This is a genomic window from Streptomyces sp. NPDC020192 (genome assembly GCF_044388685.1).
GTDB lineage: Bacteria > Actinomycetota > Actinomycetes > Streptomycetales > Streptomycetaceae > Streptomyces.
The window spans coordinates 124,741-145,709 of the sequence record NZ_JBIRXG010000015.1; the positions used below are offsets into that span (position 1 = coordinate 124,741).

Consider the following 20,969-nt stretch of genomic DNA (forward strand, 5'->3'; position numbering starts at 1 on the left):
CGGAAAGACGGGGCTTCGCACCAGCGCGCGGCACCCCCGCCGGCCGCGAGACTCATCGACGTCAGACCAGGGCGCCGACGCGGCGCACCGGGCACCACCCATCGACCTGTCAACCGACATAGGAGACATACCGTGACATCGGCTGTGACCATTCCCAGGCACGGGGGTACTGGAGGGACTACGGCCGTTGCCGCGCGGGCGCGGCAGGTCGTGAAGGCGTACGGATCCGGCGAGACCCGTGTCGTCGCCCTGGACCACGTCGACGTGGACATCGCCCGCGGCCAGTTCACCGCGATCATGGGCCCCTCGGGGTCCGGCAAGTCCACCCTGATGCACTGCCTCGCCGGCCTGGACACGGTGACCAGCGGTCAGATCTACCTGGACGAGACCGAGATCACCGGTCTGAAGGACAAGAAGCTCACCCAGCTGCGCCGGGACCGGATCGGCTTCATCTTCCAGGCGTTCAACCTGCTGCCGACGCTGAACGCGCTCGAGAACATCACGCTGCCCATGGACATAGCCGGCCGTAAGCCGGACCGCGCCTGGCTGGACCGGGTCGTGGAGACCGTCGGCCTCGCCGGGCGGCTCAAGCACCGGCCGACCCAGCTCTCCGGCGGACAGCAGCAGCGCGTCGCCGTGGCCCGCGCGCTCGCCGCCCGCCCGGAGATCATCTTCGGGGACGAGCCGACCGGAAACCTCGACTCGCGCGCGGGGGCGGAGGTTCTGGGCTTCCTGCGCCGCTCGGTGGACGAACTCGGCCAGACCATCGTGATGGTCACGCACGACCCGGTGGCCGCCTCCTACGCGGACCGCGTGCTGTACCTCGCCGACGGCCGGATCGTCGACGAGATGTACCAGCCGACGGCCGATCAGGTCCTGGACCGGATGAAGGACTTCGACGCCCGGGGGCGTACGTCATGACCGTCCTGAAGACCTCGATGCGCAACTTCTTCGCGCACAAGGGCCGGATGGCGCTGTCGGCGGTCGCGGTCCTGCTGTCGGTGGCGTTCGTGTGCGGGACGCTGGTGTTCACCGACACGATGAACACCACCTTCGACAAGCTGTTCCAGGCCACGTCCTCGGACGTGACGGTCAGCGCGAAGGGCTCTTCCGACACCGGCGAGACGACCTCCCGCACCGGCAAGCCGCCGGTCATGCCGGCGTCCGTGGTCGGTGAGATCGGCAAGGCCGAGGGCGTGCGGAAGGCCGAGGGCACGGTGTTCTCCACCTCGGTCACCGTGATCGACGCCAAGAAGGACAAGCTCTCGCCGAGCAGCGGCGCCCCGACCATCGTGGGCAGCTGGAACGGCAACGACGCCCGCACCATGAAGATCACCAAGGGTGCGGCGCCCAAGGGCCCGGACCAGGTCATGGTCGACGAGGACACCGCCGACAAGCACCACCTCAGGCTCGGTGACGACATCGGCATGATCTCGGTCGTCGGCACGCACCACGCGCGCGTGTCCGGCATCGCCGCCTTCAAGGTCACCAACCCCGGCGCGGCCATCTTCTACCTGGACACGAAGACCGCCCAGCAGACCCTGGTCGGCCGGACCGGCGTGTACACCAACGTCAACGTCACCGCCGCGCACGGCGTGAGTGACGACCAGCTGAAGAAGAACGTCACGGCCGCCCTCGGCCACGGCTACAAGGTGCAGACCGCCAAGGAGGTCGCCGACGCCAACCAGAAGAGCGTCAAGAGCTTCCTGAACGTCATGAAGTACGCGATGCTCGGCTTCGCCGGGATCGCCTTCCTCGTCGGCATCTTCCTGATCATCAACACCTTCTCCATGCTGGTCGCCCAGCGCACCCGCGAGATCGGCCTGATGCGCGCCATCGGCTCCTCCCGCAAGCAGGTCAACCGGTCCGTGCTCATCGAGGCCCTGCTGCTCGGCGTGCTCGGCTCCGTCCTCGGCGTCGGCGCGGGCGTCGGCATCGCGGTCGGCCTGATGAAGCTCATGGGCAGCATGGGCATGCACCTGTCCACCGACGACCTGACCGTCGTCTGGACGACGCCCGCCGTCGGCCTGCTCCTCGGTGTCGTGGTCACCGTCCTCGCCGCCTACCTGCCCGCCCGGCGCGCCGGCAAGATCTCCCCGATGGCCGCCCTGCGCGACGCCGGCACCCCGGCCGACGCCAAGGCCGGCGTGGTCCGGGCCGTGATCGGCCTGCTCCTCACCGGCGCCGGCGGCTACAGCCTGTACCTCGCCGGCACCGCCGACCAGGCCAAGTCCGGCTCCGGCTGGCTGGGCCTCGGCGTGGTCGCCACCCTGATCGGCTTCGTCGTCATCGGGCCGCTGCTGGCCGCCGGCCTGGTCCGGATCCTCGGCGCGATCATCCTGCGCGTCTTCGGCCCCGTGGGCCGCATGGCCGAGCGCAACGCGCTGCGCAACCCGCGCCGCACCGGCGCCACCGGCGCGGCCCTGATGATCGGCCTGGCCCTGGTGGCGTGCCTGTCGGTGGTCGGCTCCTCCATGGTCGCCTCCGCCACCGACCAGCTCGACAAGACCGTCGGCACGGACTTCATCGTCCAGCCGGACAACGCGCAGCTGATCACCCCCCAGGCGGTCAAGCTCATCAAGGACACCCCGGGACTCGCCCGGGTCACCGAGTACCGGCCGACCCAGGCCGACTTCACCACCCCGGACGGCCAGACGCTCAAGGACACGGACATCACGGCGGCCGACCCGACGTACGCGACCGACCTGCGCAAGAAGACCGTCGCCGGGAACCTCAAGGACGCCTACCTGCCCGACTCGATGTCCGTGCCCGAGAAGTTCGCCAAGGCCCACGGCATCCACCTCGGCTCGAAGAACACCGTCGCCTTCAAGGACGGCTCCACCGCCCACCTGACGGTCCGCGCGATCACCAGCAGCGACGACGTGATCGACCAGGGCGCCAAGTACACGTCGATCGCCACCCTCGCCAGGTACGTGCCCGCCGACAGGATGCCGCTCGACCAGATGGTCTTCGCCACCGCCAGGGACGGACAGCAGGCGGCCGCCTACAAGGCGCTGAAGACGGCCCTGCACGACGACGACCCGCAGCTGACCGTGCGCGACCAGACCGACTACAAGAAGGCACTGAAGGACCAGATCGGCCAGCTGCTCAACATGATCTACGGCCTCCTCGCCCTCGCGATCATCGTCGCGGTCCTCGGCGTGGTGAACACCCTGGCCCTGTCGGTGGTCGAGCGGACCCGGGAGATCGGCCTCATGCGGGCCATCGGACTCTCCCGCCGCCAGCTGCGCCGCATGATCCGCCTGGAGTCCGTGGTGATCGCCGTCTTCGGCGCCCTGCTCGGCCTCGGCCTCGGCATGGGCTGGGGCGCGACCGCCCAGAAGCTCCTGGCGCTCCAGGGCCTGAAGATCCTGGAGATCCCCTGGCCGACGATCATCACCGTCTTCGTCGCCTCGGCCTTCGTGGGCCTGTTCGCCGCCCTGATCCCGGCGTTCCGCGCGGGCCGCATGAACGTCCTGAACGCCATCGCGACGGACTAGCGCCCACAGGGGCGACCAGCTGCGCCGCAGCTGGTCCTACGACCACCGCATACGGGGGTTGCGGGGGAAAGACCCGGTGCCGGGGAGTTCTGCGGGACTCCCCGGCACCGGGTTGTCCACAGGCCCGACGGCGACGTCGGCAGCGTCGTACGCTGGGGGACGTTGCCCACCCCTCGGACGGAAAGCCCACATGAGCCTGCACGGTCTGCTCGACGCCCTCGTCAAGGACCCCGCCCTCGCGGAAGCGATCACGGCGGCCGCGGACGGCAACCGCATGCACGTCGACCTCGTCGGCCCCCCGGCGGCCCGCCCCTTCGCGGTCGCCGCCCTCGCCCGCGAGGCGGGCCGTCCGGTGCTGGCCGTCACGGCGACGGGCCGCGAGGCCGAGGACCTGGCCGCAGCCCTGCGCTCCCTGCTGCCCGAAGAGGGCGTCGTGGAGTACCCCTCCTGGGAGACCCTCCCGCACGAGCGCCTCAGCCCGCGCAGCGACACCGTCGGCCGCCGCCTCGCCGTCCTGCGGCGCCTGGCCCACCCCCGCCCCGACGACCCCGAGACCGGCCCGGTCTCCGTCGTCGTCGCGCCCGTGCGCTCCGTGCTCCAGCCGCAGGTCAAGGGCCTCGGCGAGCTGGAGCCCGTGTCCCTGCGGACCGGGCAGAGTGCCGACCTGAACGACGTCGTGGCAGCCCTCGCCGCGGCCGCCTACGCGCGCGTGGAACTGGTCGAGAAGCGCGGGGAGTTCGCCGTGCGCGGCGGCATCCTGGACGTCTTCCCGCCCACCGAGGAACACCCCCTGCGGGTGGAGTTCTGGGGCGACGACATCGAGGAGATCCGCTACTTCAAGGTCGCCGACCAGCGCTCCCTCGAAGTCGCCGAGCACGGCCTGTGGGCCCCGCCGTGCCGCGAGCTGCTGCTCACCGACGACGTCCGCGCCCGCGCGCGTGCCCTCGCCGAGGAGCACCCGGAGCTGGGCGAGCTGCTGAACAAGATCGCCGAGGGCATCGCGGTCGAGGGCATGGAGTCCCTCGCGCCGGTCCTCGTGGACGACATGGAGCTGCTGCTCGACGTCCTCCCCAAGGGCTCTTTGGCCGTGGTCTGCGACCCGGAGCGGGTCCGCACGCGCGCCGCCGACCTCGTGGCCACCAGCCAGGAGTTCCTGCAGGCCTCCTGGGCGGCCACGGCCGGCGGCGGTGAGGCCCCGATCGACGTCGGCGCGGCCTCCCTGTGGTCCATCGCCGACGTCCGCGACCGCGCGCGCGAGCTGGACATGATGTGGTGGTCGGTCTCGCCGTTCGCCGCCGACGAAGAGCTCGACGCGGACACCCTCAAGCTCGGCATGCACGCGCCCGAGACCTACCGCGGCGACACCGCGCGGGCCCTCGCCGACACCAAGGGCTGGCTGGCCGACGGCTGGCGAGCGGTGTTCGTCACCGAGGGCCACGGCCCCGCCTCCCGCACGGTGGAGGTCCTCGGCGGCGAGGGCATCGCCGCCCGCCTGGACGCCGACCTCACCGAACCGACCCCGTCGATCGTGCACGTCTCCTGCGGCTCGATCGAGTACGGCTTCGTGGACCCGGGCCTCAAGCTCGCCGTGCTCACCGAGACCGACCTGTCCGGCCAGCGCACCGCCGGCCGCGAGGGCGCGCGGATGCCGGCCCGCCGCCGCAAGACGATCGACCCGCTGACCCTGGAGTCCGGCGACTACATCGTCCACGAACAGCACGGCGTCGGCCGCTACATCGAGATGGTGCAGCGCACCGTGCAGGGCGCCACCCGCGAGTACCTGGTCGTGGAGTACGCGCCCGCCAAGCGCGGCCAGCCCGGCGACCGGCTGTACATCCCGACCGACCAGCTGGAGCAGATCACCAAGTACGTCGGTGGCGAGGCACCCACCCTGCACCGCCTCGGCGGCGCCGACTGGACGAAGACCAAGGCACGCGCGAAGAAGGCCGTCAAGGAGATCGCCGCCGACCTGATCAAGCTCTACAGCGCGCGCATGGCCGCCCCCGGCCACTCCTTCGGCTCCGACACGCCCTGGCAGCGCGAGCTGGAGGACGCCTTCCCCTACGCCGAGACCCCCGACCAGCTCACCACCATCGCCGAGGTCAAGGAGGACATGGAGAAGACGGTCCCCATGGACCGCCTGATCTGCGGCGACGTCGGCTACGGCAAGACCGAGATCGCGGTGCGGGCCGCCTTCAAGGCCGTACAGGACGGCAAGCAGGTCGCCGTCCTCGTGCCGACGACCCTGCTGGTGCAGCAGCACTTCGGGACGTTCTCCGAGCGGTACGGCCAGTTCCCGGTCAACGTCAGAGCCCTGTCCCGCTTCCAGACCGACACCGAGGCCAAGGCCGTGCTGGAGGGGCTGAAGGACGGCGCGGTGGACGTCGTCATCGGCACCCACCGCCTGTTCTCCTCCGAGACCCGGTTCAAGGACCTCGGCCTGGTCATCGTCGACGAGGAGCAGCGCTTCGGCGTCGAGCACAAGGAGCAGCTGAAGAAGCTCCGCGCCAACGTCGACGTGCTGACCATGTCGGCCACGCCCATCCCCCGCACCCTGGAGATGGCGGTCACCGGCATCCGCGAGATGTCCACGATCACCACGCCCCCGGAGGAGCGCCACCCGGTGCTCACCTTCGTCGGGCCGTACGAGGAGAAGCAGATCGGCGCCGCCATCCGGCGTGAACTGCTGCGCGAGGGCCAGGTCTTCTACATCCACAACCGGGTCGAGTCCATCGACCGCGCGGCCGCCCGCCTGCGCGAGATCGTCCCCGAGGCACGCATCGCCACCGCGCACGGCCAGATGTCGGAGTCGGCGCTGGAGCAGGTCGTCGTCGACTTCTGGGAGAAGAAGTTCGACGTGCTCGTGTCGACCACGATCGTCGAGTCCGGCATCGACATCTCCAACGCCAACACCCTCATCGTGGAGCGCGGCGACACCTTCGGCCTGTCCCAGCTGCACCAGTTGCGCGGCCGCGTCGGCCGAGGCCGTGAGCGCGGGTACGCGTACTTCCTGTACCCGCCGGAGAAGCCGCTGACCGAGACCGCGCACGAGCGGCTCGCCACCATCGCCCAGCACACCGAGATGGGCGCCGGCATGTACGTGGCGATGAAGGACCTGGAGATCCGCGGCGCGGGCAACCTGCTCGGCGGCGAGCAGTCCGGCCACATCGCGGGCGTCGGCTTCGACCTGTACGTCCGCATGGTCGGCGAGGCGGTCGCCGACTACCGGCGGCAGCTGGAGACCGGCGAGATCGAGGAGGAGGCGCCGCTCGAGGTCAAGATCGAGCTGCCCGTCGACGCGCACGTCCCGCACGACTACGCCCCCGGCGAGCGCCTGCGCCTGCAGGCCTACCGTGCCATCGCCTCCGCCAACTCCGAGGAGGACATCAAGGCCGTCCGCGAGGAACTCACCGACCGCTACGGCAAGTTGCCCGAGCCGGTGGAGAACCTGCTGCTGGTGGCCGGGCTGCGGATGCTCGCGCGCGCGTGCGGCGTCGGCGAGATCGTGCTCCAGGGCACCAACATCCGCTTCGCACCGGTGGAGTTGCGCGAGTCTCAGGAACTGCGGCTCAAGCGCCTGTACCCGGGCACGGTCATCAAGCCGGCCGTGCACCAGGTGCTGGTCCCGCGCCCCAAGACCGCCAAGGTCGGCGGCAAGCCGCTGGTCGGCCGCGAACTGCTGGGCTGGGTCGGCGAGTTCCTCGCCTCGGTCCTCGGGTCGTAGCAGGCCGTAGCAAGCGAAGGGGGTGCCGGGCGTGCGGATCGGTGAGCTGGCGGCGGCGACCGGGGCGTCGCCGCGCGCCCTGCGCCACTACGAACAGGCGGGCCTGATCGCCTCCGCGCGTGCCGCCAACGGCTATCGCGTGTACGACGCCGGTACGGCCGTCCGCGTCCGCAACATCCGCCGGCTGCTGGAGGCGGGGCTGACCCTGGACGACGTCCAGGTGTTCCTGCCCTGCCTGGACGGTGACGTCACCGCCGGTCCCGTCTCCGCCGGGGGCGTACGGGTCGCCCGGGACCGGCTGGCGGTCCTCGACGCCCGGATAGCGGCCCAGACGGCGATACGGGACCGGTTGGCGACCGCCCTGCGGGAGGCGGACGCCGGGACACCCTGAGGGCCGGCGGCCCGGTGTTCAGGCGACGACCGCCCCGCCGTCCACGGGCAGCACGACCCCCGTGACGAACGACGCGCCGGGTGCGGCCAGCCCGGTGACGGCCCAGGCGACCTCCTCCGGGCGGCCGATCCGGCCGAGCGGGGTGTGCTGGAGCTGCCAGGCGCGGATCGCCTGCCGCTGCTCCGGGGTGTAGCCGGAGTGGTCGGCGATCGGGGTGTCGATCGCGCCCGGCGCCACGGCGACGACCCGGATGCCGAGCGGCGCCAGCTCGACCGCCCAGCTGCGGGTCAGCGTCTCCAGGGCCGCCTTCCCCGCGGCGTACAGCGAGTTGCCGGGCCAGGCGCGCTGCCCCACGGAGGTCGTCACGTTCACCACCACACCCCGGGCGGCCTCCAGCGCCGGCAGCGCGGCCTGGGTGAGCAGGACCGGGGCCAGGAGATTGGTCTCCAGCAGCGGTCGTACCGACGTACGGGTGTAGGTGCGCAGGGACTCGGCGGTGACGACCGCCGCGTTGTTGACCAGTACGTCGATCCGGCCGTACCGCTCCAGTACGGCCCGTACGACGGTCTCGGGGCCGTCCTCGGCGGTCAGGTCGGCGGGCAGCGGGGTGATCCCGGGGTGCCCTTCGGCGGTCTCGGCCAAGGGCTCCGCCCGGCGGCCGACGGCGACGACCCGGGCGCCCTCGGCGGCGAACGCGCGCGCGGTGGCCCGGCCGATGCCGGTGCCGGCGCCGGTGACGAGGACGGTACGGGGCTGCTGGGCGCTCTCGTTGTTCATGCCGGGGATCGTCGGACCCTGACACCGGCGTCAAGGTCAAGCCCGCGGGAGCGCGGAGTGACCGGGCGCACGGCTGCGGCGGCCGTGCTCCCCTCGACGGGCTCCGCATGCCCCAACTCGGCCACGGATTGCCCCGAAACACCCCTTCAGTCCCCATGAGTGGTCGGGCACCGGGCCGTTAACGTAAGGGAAGGAACGATTCCGCCTGGGGTCGAGCGCGGACCAGGCCGAGTGAGGGGGGACGTACCGTGACGCGTCTGAGGGGCGGGGCGATCGCCGCGGTGGCGGTGCTGGTGGCCGTGAGCGGCTGCGGCAAGGACAAGACCAAGGGGGCCTCCGGGCCCGAGCGGTCCGGCGGCGGGGGCGCGATCATGGCCGCCGTCGACTCACTGACCGTCAAGGGGCGTGCCCCGCAGACCGGTTACTCCCGTGCCCGGTTCGGCACGGCGTGGGCGGACACCGACTCCAACTCCTGCGACACCCGCGACGACATACTCAAGCGCGACCTGAAGGACGTGAAGACCACCGGCGGCACCTGCAAGGTCACGTACGGCCTGCTCGAACCCGACCCCTACTCCGGCAAGGAGATCACCTACCGGCGCGGCGCCAGCCAGGTCGACATCGACCACGTCGTCCCGCTCTCCGACGCCTGGCAGAAGGGCGCCAAGTACTGGGACGCCGGCAAGCGCATAGCGCTGGCCAACGACCCCCTCAACCTCATCGCGGTCGACGCGAGCACCAACCGCGGCAAGGGGGACGGCGACGCGGCCACCTGGCTTCCGCCGAACGGGACGTACCGCTGCACCTATGTGGCCACCCAGGTCGCCGTGAAGAAGAAGTACGGCCTGTGGGTCACCGATGCCGAGAAGGCCGCCATGAAGAAGGTCCTCGTCGGCTGCCCGAACCAGAAACTCCCCTCGGGCGGCAACCCGACCAAGGCTCCGGAGCGCTTCACGGCACGGTGAGCCGCCGTACGCAGTCCGGTACCGGGCCGAGCCCGCGGCACATACCGTGGCCGTCATGGACGTCCAGGTGAGCAGCATCGCCGAGCGGCCCGACCGGCTGCCCGCGGTGTTCGAGATGGCCGACACATGGCCCGAGTTCGTGACCAACGACCCGGTGGGCAACGCGCACTACGGCCGTATCCCCGCCGAACTGCCCGAGTGCGCGCTGTTCGCGGAGGACGAGCGCGGCGAGATCGTCGCCCACGCCTTCAGCGTGCCCTTCGCCCTCGACGCCGAGGGCCGGGGCGCGCTGCCCGTGCGCGGCTGGGACCAGGTCCTGCTCTGAGCCGTCGCCGACCTGCGCCGCGGCACCCGCCCGGACACGGTCAGCGCCGTCTCCGTCGTCATCGCCCCGCATGCCGATCACCGAGTACGCCCACCGGGTACGTCCCGACGGGCTCCCGGAGGACCCGTGGCTGCGCGTCCACGCGCGCGCGGGACCGGGCTGCCGTTCGACACCACGGGGGACGTCGAGGTGCCCGGCGCGCTGGTCCCGGTGCGCTGCGAGGCGGAGCGCGGGTACGGCGTGTACGTCGAGCCCAATGTGTGGATCCCAATGTGTGGATGCGGCACGTTGCTGTGAGGGCGCGGGTGAGCCGCGGCCCGGGGGCCGCGGCTCACTCTCCTGCCGTACGCGGGCCGGGGCCCGGCTCCTGGATCAGGCGGTCTTGATGTCCTTCAGGGAGCCGAGGACCTGGGTCGTCACCTTCCGCGCGGACGCGGCGCCGTTGTCGCTGCCCGCCGTGGACAGCACGGTGACCACGGCGGTGCCGGACCGGACCGCGAGGAGCGTGGTGCCGTTCTGCCAGGCGCCGCTCGTCAGGGTCATCGTGTAGGCCTCGTCACCGAGTCCGGGCGTGGACCGGCCCGTGACCTTCACCGTGGCGTGGGCCTCGGTGTCCGTGAACGTGGCGCACGCGGCGGCGACGGACCGCAGGTCCTTCATCATCGCGGCCGCCGCGCCGCCCTTGAACTCGTCGATCTCCTGGGCCACTTCCTGGGTCTTGTCCGTGGTCGCGTAGTCGTTCTGCGCGAACGACACGCCTCCCTCGAGACCGGTCGCCTGGATCCAGGACGTGCCCCCCAGCCGGGTGCAGTCCGGCTTGCCGGTGTTCTTGCCGGACGGCGAGACGAACTGGGCGCCGCTGTCCGCGGAGCCGTCGGCCTCGAGGGCGAGCCCGGCCGGGAAGGTCGACGCGGGCGCCAGCGCCTGCTTCAGCTGCGTACCAGTGGCCAGACCGGCGTTCACGTCCTTCACCTTGGCCGGCTTGGCGCTCGCGGAGGCGCCGGTGGACGCGCCGGTGGACGCGTCGGAGGAACCGGAGGAGCAGGCGGTGAGGGCCAGCGGCAGTGCCGCGACGGCGAGGAGCGTGGCGACGCGGGACGAGTGGCGCATATCAGTCCTTCAGAGGATGGGTGGAACAGGGTGAACGGAGAACGGAGCGTGTGAGCGGCCGGTGGTGTTACTGGAGGACCTGGTCAGGAGGCCTTCTTCCAGTCGCCGCAGCCGGTGGTCTTGAAGTAGGCGTCGCCGGGGCTGATGGTCACGACGGCGGTGCCGGTCACGTTGTTGTTGGCGATGATCGAGTCCACGCCGTGGTCGGCGTCCTTGGTGCGCTCCCAGTAGCAGGAGTCGTCCTTGTTGCCGGTCGACCTGTAGGTGCCCGGCGCGATGTCCGTGCCGACCTTGAACATCCCCCCGTTGCCGGCCATCGCGGAGGCGGGCGTGGCGGACGTGCCCTTCGCCTTCGGGTCGACGGCCTCCCAGTCCTTGCAGCCGCTGGACTTGAAGATCTTGTCGGTGGCCTTGATCGTCACGTAACTCGTGCCGCTGACGTTGTCGTTGGCCAGCAACGAGTCCGTCTCGCCCGAGGCGTCCTTGGCGCGCTCCCAGTAGCACATGTCGTCGGTGTTGCCGCTGGTGCGGTACGTGCCCGGCTTCACGTCGGAGCCGACCCGGAAGTCGCCGTCGCCGGCGATCGCGGCCTTCTTCACGGTCGCCTTGCCGTCCCCCGAGCCCTTCGTGTCCTTCTTGCCGCCGGGCTGGTGCTCGGTGGAGGCGGACGCCTCCTTGCCGCTGTGGCCGGAGCCGGCGCCGCTCTTGCCGTTGCTTCCGGCGTTCGCGGACACGGCACCGATGACGACGACCCCCACGACGGCGCTCAGCGCGATCTTGGCCTTCATACCCATGGCGAATCCCCTCCCCAGCGTGGCGGCCTCCCCCCTTCTGGTGGCCGCTCGTTCGCTGCGTCAATAAGAGCAGAGCATGTGAACCGAGTCAACACGGTTCACATGATGGGCTGCGTACACGGCCGTGAATGCAACACTCCCGTGTACATCGGTATGCTCGGCGCACACACGGGACGAGGGGAGCGGGGCCGTGCAGGACAATGCGACAGAGGTGACCGCGGCCGGTATCGCCCGGCTCGCCGGAGTGGGCCGGGCCGCCGTCAGCAACTGGCGCCGCCGGCATGCCGACTTCCCCAAGCCGGTCGGCGGCACCGAGACCAGCCCGTCCTTCGCACTCGCCGAGATCGAGGCCTGGCTGCGCAAACAGGGCAAACTCGCCGAGGTCCCCCTCCGGGAACGCGTCTGGCAGCAACTCGTCGGCCACCCGGAGGGCCCGCTGACCGCCCTGGTGCACACCGGCTGCGTCCTGCTGCTGATCCATGAGCGCCCCACGGTCTGGCTCGACGCGAGCTCGGGCTCCGACGCACGCCTGGCCGCGGTGCTGTCCGGCGCGCTGGAGCCGGTGCTGGGCCCGCGTTTCGGTGGGGGGCCTGTGAATGAGCCGGGCGAGGGGCGGGGTGTGAACTCGGCACTCACACAGCCCGCTGTGAACACCTCAGCGACGGGCCAGCCTGTGAACACCCCGCCAACTGTTCACAGCACCTCAGCCCTGCACACCACCGCCGCCCCGTCAGCCACTTCCGCCCCACAAGCGACTCCCGCCCCGCAAGCCACCACCACTCCTCAAGTCACCCCCACGCTGCGTACCCCCACCAGCCCGCAGCTCCTCCCCTCCGTCCCCCTCCTCCGGGGCGCCGCCGAGCTGGCCGCCGAGGTCGGGGCGCGGCAGGCCTTCGAGTTCCTGCTGGGGCGGCATCTGGACGCCAACCCCCGCCAGTACACGCTCACCCCGGCCGACCTCGCGGGACTCATGGCCGACCTGGCCGGCCCGGCCCGTACCGTCCTGGATCCGGCCTGTGGCACCGGTGCCCTGCTGCGGGCCGTGGACGCCCGTCCCGACCAGGAGCTGTACGCCCAGGACAGCGCCCCCGAGCTGGCCGCGCTCACCGCGCTGCGGCTTGCGCTGCACTCCCGGGCCGGGGTGCGCGGCGCGGCCGGGGACACCCTGCGCGCCGATGCCTACCCGGAGCTGCGCGCCGACGCGGTGCTGTGCCATCCGCCGTTCAACGAGCGCAACTGGGGCCATGACGAACTCGCCTACGACCCGCGCTGGGAGTACGGCTTCCCGGCCCGTACCGAGTCCGAACTGGCCTGGGTGCAGCACGCGCTGGCCCGGCTGGCCGACGGCGGCGCGGCCGTGCTGCTGATGCCGCCGGCCGCCGCCTCCCGCCGCTCCGGGCGCCGGATCCGCGCCGACCTGCTGCGCCGGGGGGCGCTCCGGGCCGTGGTCGCGCTGCCGGTCGGGGCGGCGCCGCCGTACAACATCCCGCTGCACGTATGGGTGCTGCGCCGGCCCGACCGGACGTCCGCGGCGCCCGAGGTGCTGCTCGTGGACACGGGCAGGTTCGCGGGCGAGGGGCGCGGCGGTCCGGACTGGGCCGCGGTGCGCGAGGCCGTCCTGGACGCCTGGCGGGCCTTCGAACGCGCCGGCCGGCTGGAGGAGCGGCCGGGGCTCGCGCGGTCCGTTCCGGTCATCGAACTCCTCGACGACGACGTCGACCTCGCGCCCGCCCGTCACCTGCCGCCGGCCGCGGTGGCCGACGGCGCGGAGCAGCTCACGGCGGTGCGCGAGCGCCTCGGCGCGACCCTGCGCCTGACCGCCGACCTCACGCCGCCCCCGGCCGCCCCCGCGCCGGACGCGCGCTGGCCGCTCACCACCGTCGGTGAACTCGCGCGCGGGGGCGCGCTGGTGATGCGCACGGGCGGGAACGGTGGCCACGCGCGCGTGCCCGTGCTCACCGACCATGACGTCCTCGCCGGAACGGCACCCTCCGGAACGCTCCCGGAGAGCGAGGAGGAGGCCGTGCTGACCGAGCCGGGCGATGTCGTCGTACCGGTGCTCGGCGGGGGCTCGGTGGCGCGCGTCATCGACGAGGCGACGGGGGGCGCGGCCCTGGGGCGCAGCCTTGTGCTTCTGCGCCCCGATCGCACGGCGCTGGACCCGTGGTTCCTCGCCGGCTTCCTGCGCGGTACCGCGAACAACCGGCAGGCCAGCAGCTACGCCTCCACCGCGACCCGGCTGGACGTGCGCCGACTGCAGCTGCCCCGACTCCCACTGGACGAGCAACGGCGCTACGGCGCGCGCTTCCGCGCACTCGACGAGTTCGAGCGGGCGCTGCGCCACGCGAGCCGGCTCGGGGACCAGCTCGTGCGCGGGATGTACGACGGGCTGACGGACGGGACCGTGGCACCGGACTGATGTCCCGGAGCGCGGCAACGGTTCGGTACACCCGGGACCGGCTGTCCTTGTCGGCCTATACGCTCGGACTCAGCACAGACGTCCGCCCGCACCAGGCCTCCAGGAGCAGCCATGCACGGCCACGGCTACGCGCCGCCTCCGCCGCAGCCACCCTCGACCTGGGTGCTGGTCCTGTTGCGCGTGATCTTCGTGGCGGTGGCGCTTCTCAGCATCGGGTTCCTGGCGTGGGTGGCGCCGCTGCGCGCGGCGATCGTGTCCCGCAGGCCCGCCGAGTGGTGGTTCTTCGGTGGCTCCGTGGTGGTCCTCGGCATCTGCTTCGCTCTCTTCAGCACCGACCACACCGACGACTTCAGCTCGCCGAACGGCACCCTGGGCATGAGCATGCTGCTGCTGAACGCCATCGCCTGCGCCGGCTACTACCTCTACGCGGACATACGCCACTTCCATCGGCTCCGTCAGGCCTACGCCGGGCAGGCGCCGTTGGTGCCGGGCTACGGATACCCGCGGCCCGCGTCGCCGTTCACCGCGACGACCGCGCCGAGCAGGCCGAGCACGCCGCAACCCCCGTACGCCCCCGCCCCGATGCCGCACACCCCCGCGCCCCAGCCGCACGTCCCCGCACCGCCGCAGCGCCCGGCGCCCAGCCACATCGACCAGGTGCGTGCCGAACTGGACGAGTTGAGCGACTACCTGCGCAAGCACGACGTCCGGCCTGACGGCGGGCACGGCGGCCACGAGGGCGGAAGGTGAGCGTGGCGACAGGACGTGTCGTCGCCGGCCGGTACGAACTGTCCACGCTCATCGGGCAGGGCGGCATGGGCCAGGTGTGGACGGCGTACGACCGGCGGCTGGACCGGCGGGTGGCGGTGAAGCTGCTGCGCCCCGACAAGGTGGCGGGCCACGAGGCGGACGAGCTGCGCCGCCGGTTCCTGCGCGAGTGCCGGGTGACCGCGCAGGTCGATCACCCCGGTCTGGTGACCGTGCACGACGCGGGCAGCGAGGGCGAGGAGCTGTTCCTCGTCATGCAGTACGTCGACGGCGCCGACCTGTCCGACCATCTCGCCGAGCACGACCCGTACCCGTGGCAGTGGGCGGTCGCGGTGGCCGCGCAACTGTGCGCCGTGCTGAGCGCCGTGCACGCCGTGCCGATCGTCCACCGCGACCTCAAGCCGCGCAACGTGATGGTGAAGCAGGACGGCACGGTCACCGTGCTCGACCTGGGCGTGGCCTCGGTCATGGACACCGACACCACTCGTCTGACCCACACCGGCTCACCCATCGGCTCGCCCGCCTACATGGCGCCGGAGCAGGCGATGGGCGGCGCGGTCGGCCCGTACACGGACCTGTACGCGCTCGGTGTGCTGCTGCACGAACTGCTCAGCGGGGACGTGCCGTTCGCGGGCTCCACGGCGCTCGGCGTGCTGCACCGGCACCTGTACGAGCCCCCCGTGCCCGTGCGCCGGATCCGCCCCGAGGTCCCCGAGGCGCTGGAGACGCTCGTCCTGCGACTGCTCGCCAAGGACCCGCAGCACCGGCCGGCGTCCGCGCAGGAGGTGTACGAGGACCTGGCGGCTCTCCTGCCCGCGCGTGGGACGCCCACCGGGGCACCTCTGGACCCCACGCGCCCCTTCCTGCGCCCGCACGCCCCCTGGCCGGACCGCGCGCGGACGCCCGCGCCCCAGCCCGCCCCCGTCGCGGCCCCGCCTGTGGCCGGGAAACCCGACGTCGCCGCGGCCGTGGACGAGGTCAAGCGGCTGCTGGGGGAGGGGCGCATCACCCAGGCCGTGGACATCCTGGGCGCGATCCTGCCCGCCGCCGCCGAACAGCACGGCGAGCACTCCCCGGTCGTACGCACCCTGCGCAAGCAGTACGCCGCCACGCTCATGGACGACGGCCAGTACCGGCGCGCGCTGCCCGAACTGCGCCGCCTCGCCGCCGAACGCGCCGCCGAGGCAGGCCAGGCCGACCCGCAGTCCCTGCGCTACCGCTACGAGGCCGCGCAGTGCCTGGAGCAGCTCGGCGATCCGGCGGCGGCGCTCGCCGAGTACCGGACGCTGCTGCCGTACTACGAGAACCAGTACGTCTCCGGCGACCCGCAGCTCGCCCACGAGGTGCGCCGGCGCATCGGCCATCTGCTGCTCGCCCTCGGCGACCGGCCGTCCGCCCACGACACGCTCGCGCGGCTGCTGATGGACGTCGAGCGGCTGCACGGCCCCGGTCATCCGATGGCCCTGGAGATCCGGCGCACCCTCCAGTGGCTGGGCCAGGTGCGCGGCTAGCGACGCCGGTTGATACCTTGCGCTTCGCTTCGCCAGGCGATGTCCGCCGGGCGGGGGCAGTGGCGAACGTACGCAAAGGGTGGGGTTCATGGCTGGCCATCGGCAGTCGAAGAAGCGCAGATACGTCACGTGGGCGGTGGCCGGTGCCGCCGTGGTCGCCGGGGCGGGGATCGCCGCGCAGACCTCCATGGCCGCGACCACCTGGCCGGCGCAGAAGACGTTCACGGGGCGCGCGTTCGACACGTGCACCGCGCCCTCGCTGTCCGCGATGAAGGCCTGGCACACCGGCTTCTACGGCGCCGCCGCCGTCTACGTGGGCGGCAAGAACCGCGGCTGCGCCCAGCCCAACCTCACGGCCTCCTGGGTGAAGTCGGTCAGCACGCTCGGCTGGAAGCTCATCCCGATCTACGTCGGCGCGCAGCCGCCCTGCCAGTCCGGCGCCAACCCGGAGAAGCTGACCGCGTCCACGGCCGCCTCCCTGGGCACGCAGGACGCCGCCGACGCCGTGGCCAAGTCCGCCGCGCTCGGCATGAAGGCGGGCAGCCCGGTCTACCTCGACATGGAGCCGTACGACATCACGAACAAGGCGTGCAACGACGCCGTGCTCACGTACGTGCGTGCCTTCGACAAGGGGCTGCGCGCGAAGACGTACCGCAGTGGCTACTACGGCTTCTCCAGCTCCAGCGCCAAGGCCATCGCCACGGCCACGGACAAGACGGACCTGCCGGGCAACCTCTGGTACGCGCTGTGGGACAAGCAGAACACGACGGCCACGGACTGGCCGTGGGGCGCGACCCAGTTCACCAACCACAGCCGCGGCCACCAGTACATGGTCAACAGCAAGGAGACGTACGGCGGCGTCACCCTCACTGTCGACCGCGACACCTGGGACGCGCCGGTGGCCATCACCGGCTGAGCCCGCAACGGTCCGAGCCCGGTGCGGCGGCGGACGCGACGGTGCCCGAAGCGCGCGTGAATCGTTGGTCCGATGGGTTGGCCCCGGCCTTCCCACTGCCTACCATCGATCACTGCAAGACCTTGTGCACCGTCGCACAATCTCCTCGGGAGGTTTCCTTGCACCGCCGCCGTCGCACCGCGCTCGTCCTCACCGCCGCGATCGCCGCCGCGGCCCCCCTCCTGACCGCCTGCGGAAACGATGCGCACCCGGGCGCGGCGGCCGTCGTCGGCGGCCGGCGGATCACCGTCGCCCAGCTGGAGAGCCGGGTCAACGAGGTCCGCAAGGCACAGCGGGCCGCGGTGCCGGACGAGGCCCAGTACCGGCAGGTCCTCGCCTCCACCAGCAGCCTCACCCGCGACACCCTGCACAACATGGTCCTCGACCAGGTGCTGCACCGCGCCGCACAGGACGAGGGCGTCTCGGTGAGCCGCAACGAGGTCGAGCAGATGCGCGCGGGCCTGGAACAGCAGGCCGGCGGCGCCAAGGGGCTGGAGACGGCCTGGCTGCAGAAGTACGGCATCGCCCCGGCCCGCCTCGACGACAACCTCCAGCTCCAGCTGGAGGCGCAGAAGCTGGCGGCGAGGCTCGGCACCGATACCAGCCAGCCCGCCTTCTGGAAGGCACTGTCCAAGGCCTCCCAGGAACTCCACATCGACCTCAACCCGCGCTACGGCACCTGGGACGTGCAGAAGAGCAGCCGGGTGGACGCCAAGACGCCGTGGGTGCGGGAGGTCACGACGAGCGCCGCGGGCGGAACGCCGGTGACGACGTAGCACGCCGCCGGGCTGGGCGCCGGAACGGTACGGCACCGGAGGGTGTCAGGCATACGATCACATGATCCCTCGGCCCTGTGGATAACTTCGGCCGCGGTTTCCCGCCGTGCGTTACGTTCGGATCGTGAACGCATCCAGCTCCGACCTCGCTCCCGCGGCCGACCCCGGCCGCATCGTCCTGCTCACCACCAGCCACCGCGTCGCCCCCGGTCTGCTGTCCTGGCCCGCCTGGCAGGCGCTGCGCGCGGCCGACGCCGTGCTGTGCGCGGACGGCGCGCATCCGCAGCTGCCGTATCTGCGCGAGGCGGGGATAGCGGTGGCCGAGGCGGCTCCCACCGCGCAGGAGCTGGTCGACGCGTGTGCCGGCGGACGGACGGTGGTGGTCGTGGCTACCGGAGAGGGCGAGCCCGCGCTCACCGACGGCCTGGCCCGGCTGGCCGGCTCCGGCCGGCTCGCCATGCCGGATCTGGAGCTGCTGCCCGCCTCCTACGACCTGCCCGGCGCCCGTCTGCTGGACCTCGTGCAGGTCATGGACCGGATCCGCGCCGAGTGCCCCTGGTCCTCCCGGCAGACCCACGAGGGCCTCGCCAAGTACGGCATCGAGGAGGCCTACGAGCTGGTCGAGGCGATCGAGGCCGGTGACCGGGAGGAGCTGCGCGAGGAGCTGGGGGACGTCCTCCTCCAGGTCGTCTTCCACTCCCGGATCGCCGAGGAGCACCCGGACGCGCCGTTCTCGGTCGACGACGTGGCGGGCGGCATCGTCGCCAAGCTCATCCACCGGCATCCGCACGTCTTCGGCGACGAGAAGGCCGAGACCCCGGAGGACGTCAAGGAGCACTGGCTGCGCACCAAGGCCGAGGAGAAGCGGCGCACCTCGGTCACGGAGGGCGTCCCGCTCGGCCAGCCCGGCCTGGCCCTCGCCGCCAAGCTCGCCTCCCGCGCCCGCACGGCCGGACTGGAGGTCCCGCTGCCCCGGGGAGAGGGCATCGGCTACGACCTCCTCGCCCTGGCCGCCCGCGCCGAGTCGGAGGGCGTGGACCCGGAGACGGCCCTGCGGGCGGCGGCGCGGGCGTACCGGGACGCGATACGGCAGGCGGAAGGGGTCGCGCCCGAGGCGATACGCGCGGCCGACGGCGAGCACCAGGACGCGGAGGCCCACCCGGATCCGGATACGGTCGAGGGGTGACCGACCAGCACCATCCCTCACCCGCCCCCGGCCCCACCTCTGACTCCGCCGCAGCTTTCGCCGAGGGCTCGGCTGCCGCCCCTGCCACAGCCTCCGCCGAGGGTGCGGCCGCGACCTCAGTCGCAGCCTCCGCCGAGGCATCGGCCGACGGTCCTGCCGCGTCCCCTGCCGAGGGTTCCACCGGGGACTCTGTCGGGGTGTCGGCCGGTGGTTTCGCGGCGGTTCGCGCCGGGGGTTCCACCGGGGACTCTGTCGGGGTGTCAGCCGACGGTCTCGTCGCGTCCCCCGCCGAGGCCCCCACCGGGGACTCTGCCGGGGTGTCGGCCGACGGTCCCGCCGCGTCTCCCGCCAAGGGCCCCACCGCCGACTCTGCCGCAGCCTCCGCCGAGGGCTCCATCTCTGACTCCGCCGCAGCCTCCGCCGAGAACTCGGCGGTCGGCTCCGTCGAGGGCGCCGCCGACCCCGTCGTCCGCGCCCCCATCGAGGGCACCGCCGCGGCCTCCGCCGGAGGTGGCGGCTCCGCTCCCGAGCTGTTCACCTGGGAGTTCGCCACCGATCCGTACCCCGCGTACGCCTGGCTGCGGGAGCACGCGCCGGTGCATCGGACGCGGTTGCCGAGTGGGGTCGAGGCCTGGCTGGTCACCCGGTACGGAGACGCCAAGCAGGCCCTCGCCGACCAGCGGCTGAGCAAGAACCCGGCGCATCACGACGAGCCCGCGCACGCCAAGGGGAAGACCGGCATCCCCGGCGAGCGCAAGGCCGAGCTGATGACGCATCTGCTGAACATCGACCCGCCGGACCACACCCGGCTGCGCCGGCTGGTCAGCAAGGCGTTCACGCCCCGGCGTGTGGCCGAGTTCGCGCCCCGGGTGCAGGAGCTGACCGACCGGCTCATCGACCAGTTCGCGGAAAGGGGGTCGGCCGACCTCATCCACGAGTTCGCCTTCCCGCTGCCCATCTACGCCATCTGCGACATGCTCGGCGTCCCGCGCGAGGACCAGGACGACTTCCGGGACTGGGCGGGGATGATGATCAGGCACGGGGGAGGGCCCAGGGGAGGTGTCGCGCGGTCCGTCAAGAAGATGCGCGGCTACCTCGCCGAGCTGATCCACAAGAAGCGCGAGGCGCTGCCCGCCGAGCCCGCGCCCGGCGAGGACCTGATCTCCGGCCTCATCCGGGCCTCGGACCACGGCGAGCACCTCACCGAGAACGAGGCCGCCGCGATGGCCTTCATCCTCCTGTTCGCCGGTTTCGAGACGACCGTGAACCTGATCGGCAACGGCACCTACGCGCTGCTCACCCACCCCGAGGAGCGCCGGCGGCTCCAGGACTCCCTGGTGCGCGGTGAGCGGGGCCTGCTGGAGACCGGCATCGAGGAACTCCTGCGCTACGACGGCCCGGTGGAGCTGGCCACCTGGCGGTTCGCCACCGAGCCGCTCACCGTCGGCGGGCAGGACATCGCGCCCGGCGACCCGGTGCTCGTGGTGCTCGCCGCGGCCGACCGGGACCCGGAGCGGTTCGCCGACCCGGACGTGCTGGACCTCGCCCGCCGTGACAACCAGCATCTCGGTTACGGCCACGGCATCCACTACTGCCTCGGCGCGCCGCTCGCCCGCCTGGAGGGGCAGAGCGCGCTCGCCACGCTGCTCACCCGCCTGCCCGACCTGCGCCTCGCCGCCGATCCGGCCGACCTGCGCTGGCGCGGCGGGCTCATCATGCGGGGACTGCGCACCCTGCCGGTGGAGTTCACCCCGACGGCCTGAACACA

General features: G+C 72.2%; 15 protein-coding genes and 1 pseudogene. 13 read left to right on the plus strand and 3 right to left on the minus strand.

Translation table 11 applies throughout. The features are described 5' to 3' along the window. The first annotated feature begins 132 nt into the window (after nt 1-132). The 4 genes from ACH47Z_RS27505 to ACH47Z_RS27520 all read left to right on the plus strand — a co-directional run bounded on the left by ACH47Z_RS27505 (nt 133) and on the right by ACH47Z_RS27520 (nt 7,615). Nucleotides 133-921 (plus strand): ABC transporter ATP-binding protein, encoded by a 789-nt coding sequence (locus tag ACH47Z_RS27505; RefSeq protein ID WP_399078167.1) that lies wholly within the window; start codon nt 133-135, stop codon nt 919-921. Beyond that, entirely contained in the window at nt 918-3,500 is a 2,583-nt protein-coding gene (locus ACH47Z_RS27510) for an ABC transporter permease (protein WP_399078169.1), read from the plus strand. The genes ACH47Z_RS27505 and ACH47Z_RS27510 overlap by 4 nt, the downstream gene beginning before the upstream one ends. Nucleotides 3,501-3,690: 190 nt before the next feature. Then, nucleotides 3,691-7,224 carry a transcription-repair coupling factor gene (gene mfd / locus ACH47Z_RS27515; protein ID WP_399078171.1) on the plus strand — a complete coding sequence of 1,178 codons (3,534 nt, stop codon included), beginning with the start codon at nt 3,691-3,693 and terminating at the stop codon, nt 7,222-7,224. Between the two features lie 31 nt (nt 7,225-7,255). Further along, nucleotides 7,256-7,615: a MerR family transcriptional regulator gene (locus ACH47Z_RS27520; protein ID WP_399078173.1), complete on the plus strand. Its 360-nt coding sequence runs from the start codon at nt 7,256-7,258 to the stop codon at nt 7,613-7,615. An 18-nt stretch (nt 7,616-7,633) separates the two neighbouring features. Here the strand turns inward: ACH47Z_RS27520 and ACH47Z_RS27525 are convergent, their stop codons facing one another. Then, complete coding sequence (locus tag ACH47Z_RS27525; protein WP_399078175.1) at nt 7,634-8,392, minus strand: SDR family NAD(P)-dependent oxidoreductase; 759 nt, start codon at nt 8,390-8,392, stop codon at nt 7,634-7,636. A gap of 248 nt (nt 8,393-8,640) precedes the next feature. On the opposite strand from ACH47Z_RS27525, the gene ACH47Z_RS27530 reads away from it, so the two are divergent. Beyond that, a complete protein-coding gene (locus ACH47Z_RS27530; protein WP_399078177.1) occupies nt 8,641-9,357 on the plus strand; it encodes an HNH endonuclease family protein in 717 nt (238 codons plus the stop codon). Nucleotides 9,358-9,412: 55 nt separating this feature from the next. Beyond that, nucleotides 9,413-9,979 (plus strand): annotated as a pseudogene (locus ACH47Z_RS27535) (N-acetyltransferase). A gap of 75 nt (nt 9,980-10,054) precedes the next feature. Here ACH47Z_RS27535 and ACH47Z_RS27540 read toward each other — a convergent pair. Beyond that, nucleotides 10,055-10,792, minus strand: a complete 738-nt coding sequence (locus ACH47Z_RS27540) for a hypothetical protein (RefSeq protein WP_399078179.1) — start codon at nt 10,790-10,792, stop codon at nt 10,055-10,057. Nucleotides 10,793-10,875: 83 nt separating this feature from the next. Further along, entirely contained in the window at nt 10,876-11,586 is a 711-nt protein-coding gene (locus ACH47Z_RS27545) for a hypothetical protein (RefSeq protein ID WP_399078181.1), read from the minus strand. Nucleotides 11,587-11,776: 190 nt separating this feature from the next. Between ACH47Z_RS27545 and ACH47Z_RS27550 the strand changes: the two genes are divergently transcribed. From ACH47Z_RS27550 to ACH47Z_RS27580, 7 genes are all read left to right on the plus strand, one after another. Then, on the plus strand, nt 11,777-14,005 hold the full coding sequence (locus ACH47Z_RS27550; protein ID WP_399078183.1) for an N-6 DNA methylase: 2,229 nt from the start codon (nt 11,777-11,779) through the stop codon (nt 14,003-14,005). Nucleotides 14,006-14,116: 111 nt separating this feature from the next. Beyond that, a complete protein-coding gene (locus ACH47Z_RS27555) occupies nt 14,117-14,755 on the plus strand; it encodes a hypothetical protein (RefSeq protein WP_399078186.1) in 639 nt (212 codons plus the stop codon). Nucleotides 14,756-14,793: 38 nt separating this feature from the next. Next, nucleotides 14,794-16,284 (plus strand): protein kinase, encoded by a 1,491-nt coding sequence (locus tag ACH47Z_RS27560; protein WP_399078376.1) that lies wholly within the window; start codon nt 14,794-14,796, stop codon nt 16,282-16,284. Between the two features lie 88 nt (nt 16,285-16,372). Further along, on the plus strand, nt 16,373-17,200 hold the full coding sequence (locus ACH47Z_RS27565; RefSeq protein ID WP_399078188.1) for a glycoside hydrolase domain-containing protein: 828 nt from the start codon (nt 16,373-16,375) through the stop codon (nt 17,198-17,200). 158 nt (nt 17,201-17,358) lie between these two features. Next, nucleotides 17,359-18,015: a SurA N-terminal domain-containing protein gene (locus tag ACH47Z_RS27570; protein WP_399078190.1), complete on the plus strand. Its 657-nt coding sequence runs from the start codon at nt 17,359-17,361 to the stop codon at nt 18,013-18,015. A gap of 124 nt (nt 18,016-18,139) precedes the next feature. Next, entirely contained in the window at nt 18,140-19,201 is a 1,062-nt protein-coding gene (locus ACH47Z_RS27575; protein ID WP_399078192.1) for a nucleoside triphosphate pyrophosphohydrolase, read from the plus strand. A 479-nt stretch (nt 19,202-19,680) separates the two neighbouring features. Then, complete coding sequence (locus ACH47Z_RS27580; RefSeq protein WP_399078378.1) at nt 19,681-20,964, plus strand: cytochrome P450; 1,284 nt, start codon at nt 19,681-19,683, stop codon at nt 20,962-20,964. The last annotated feature ends 5 nt before the right edge of the window (nt 20,965-20,969 follow it).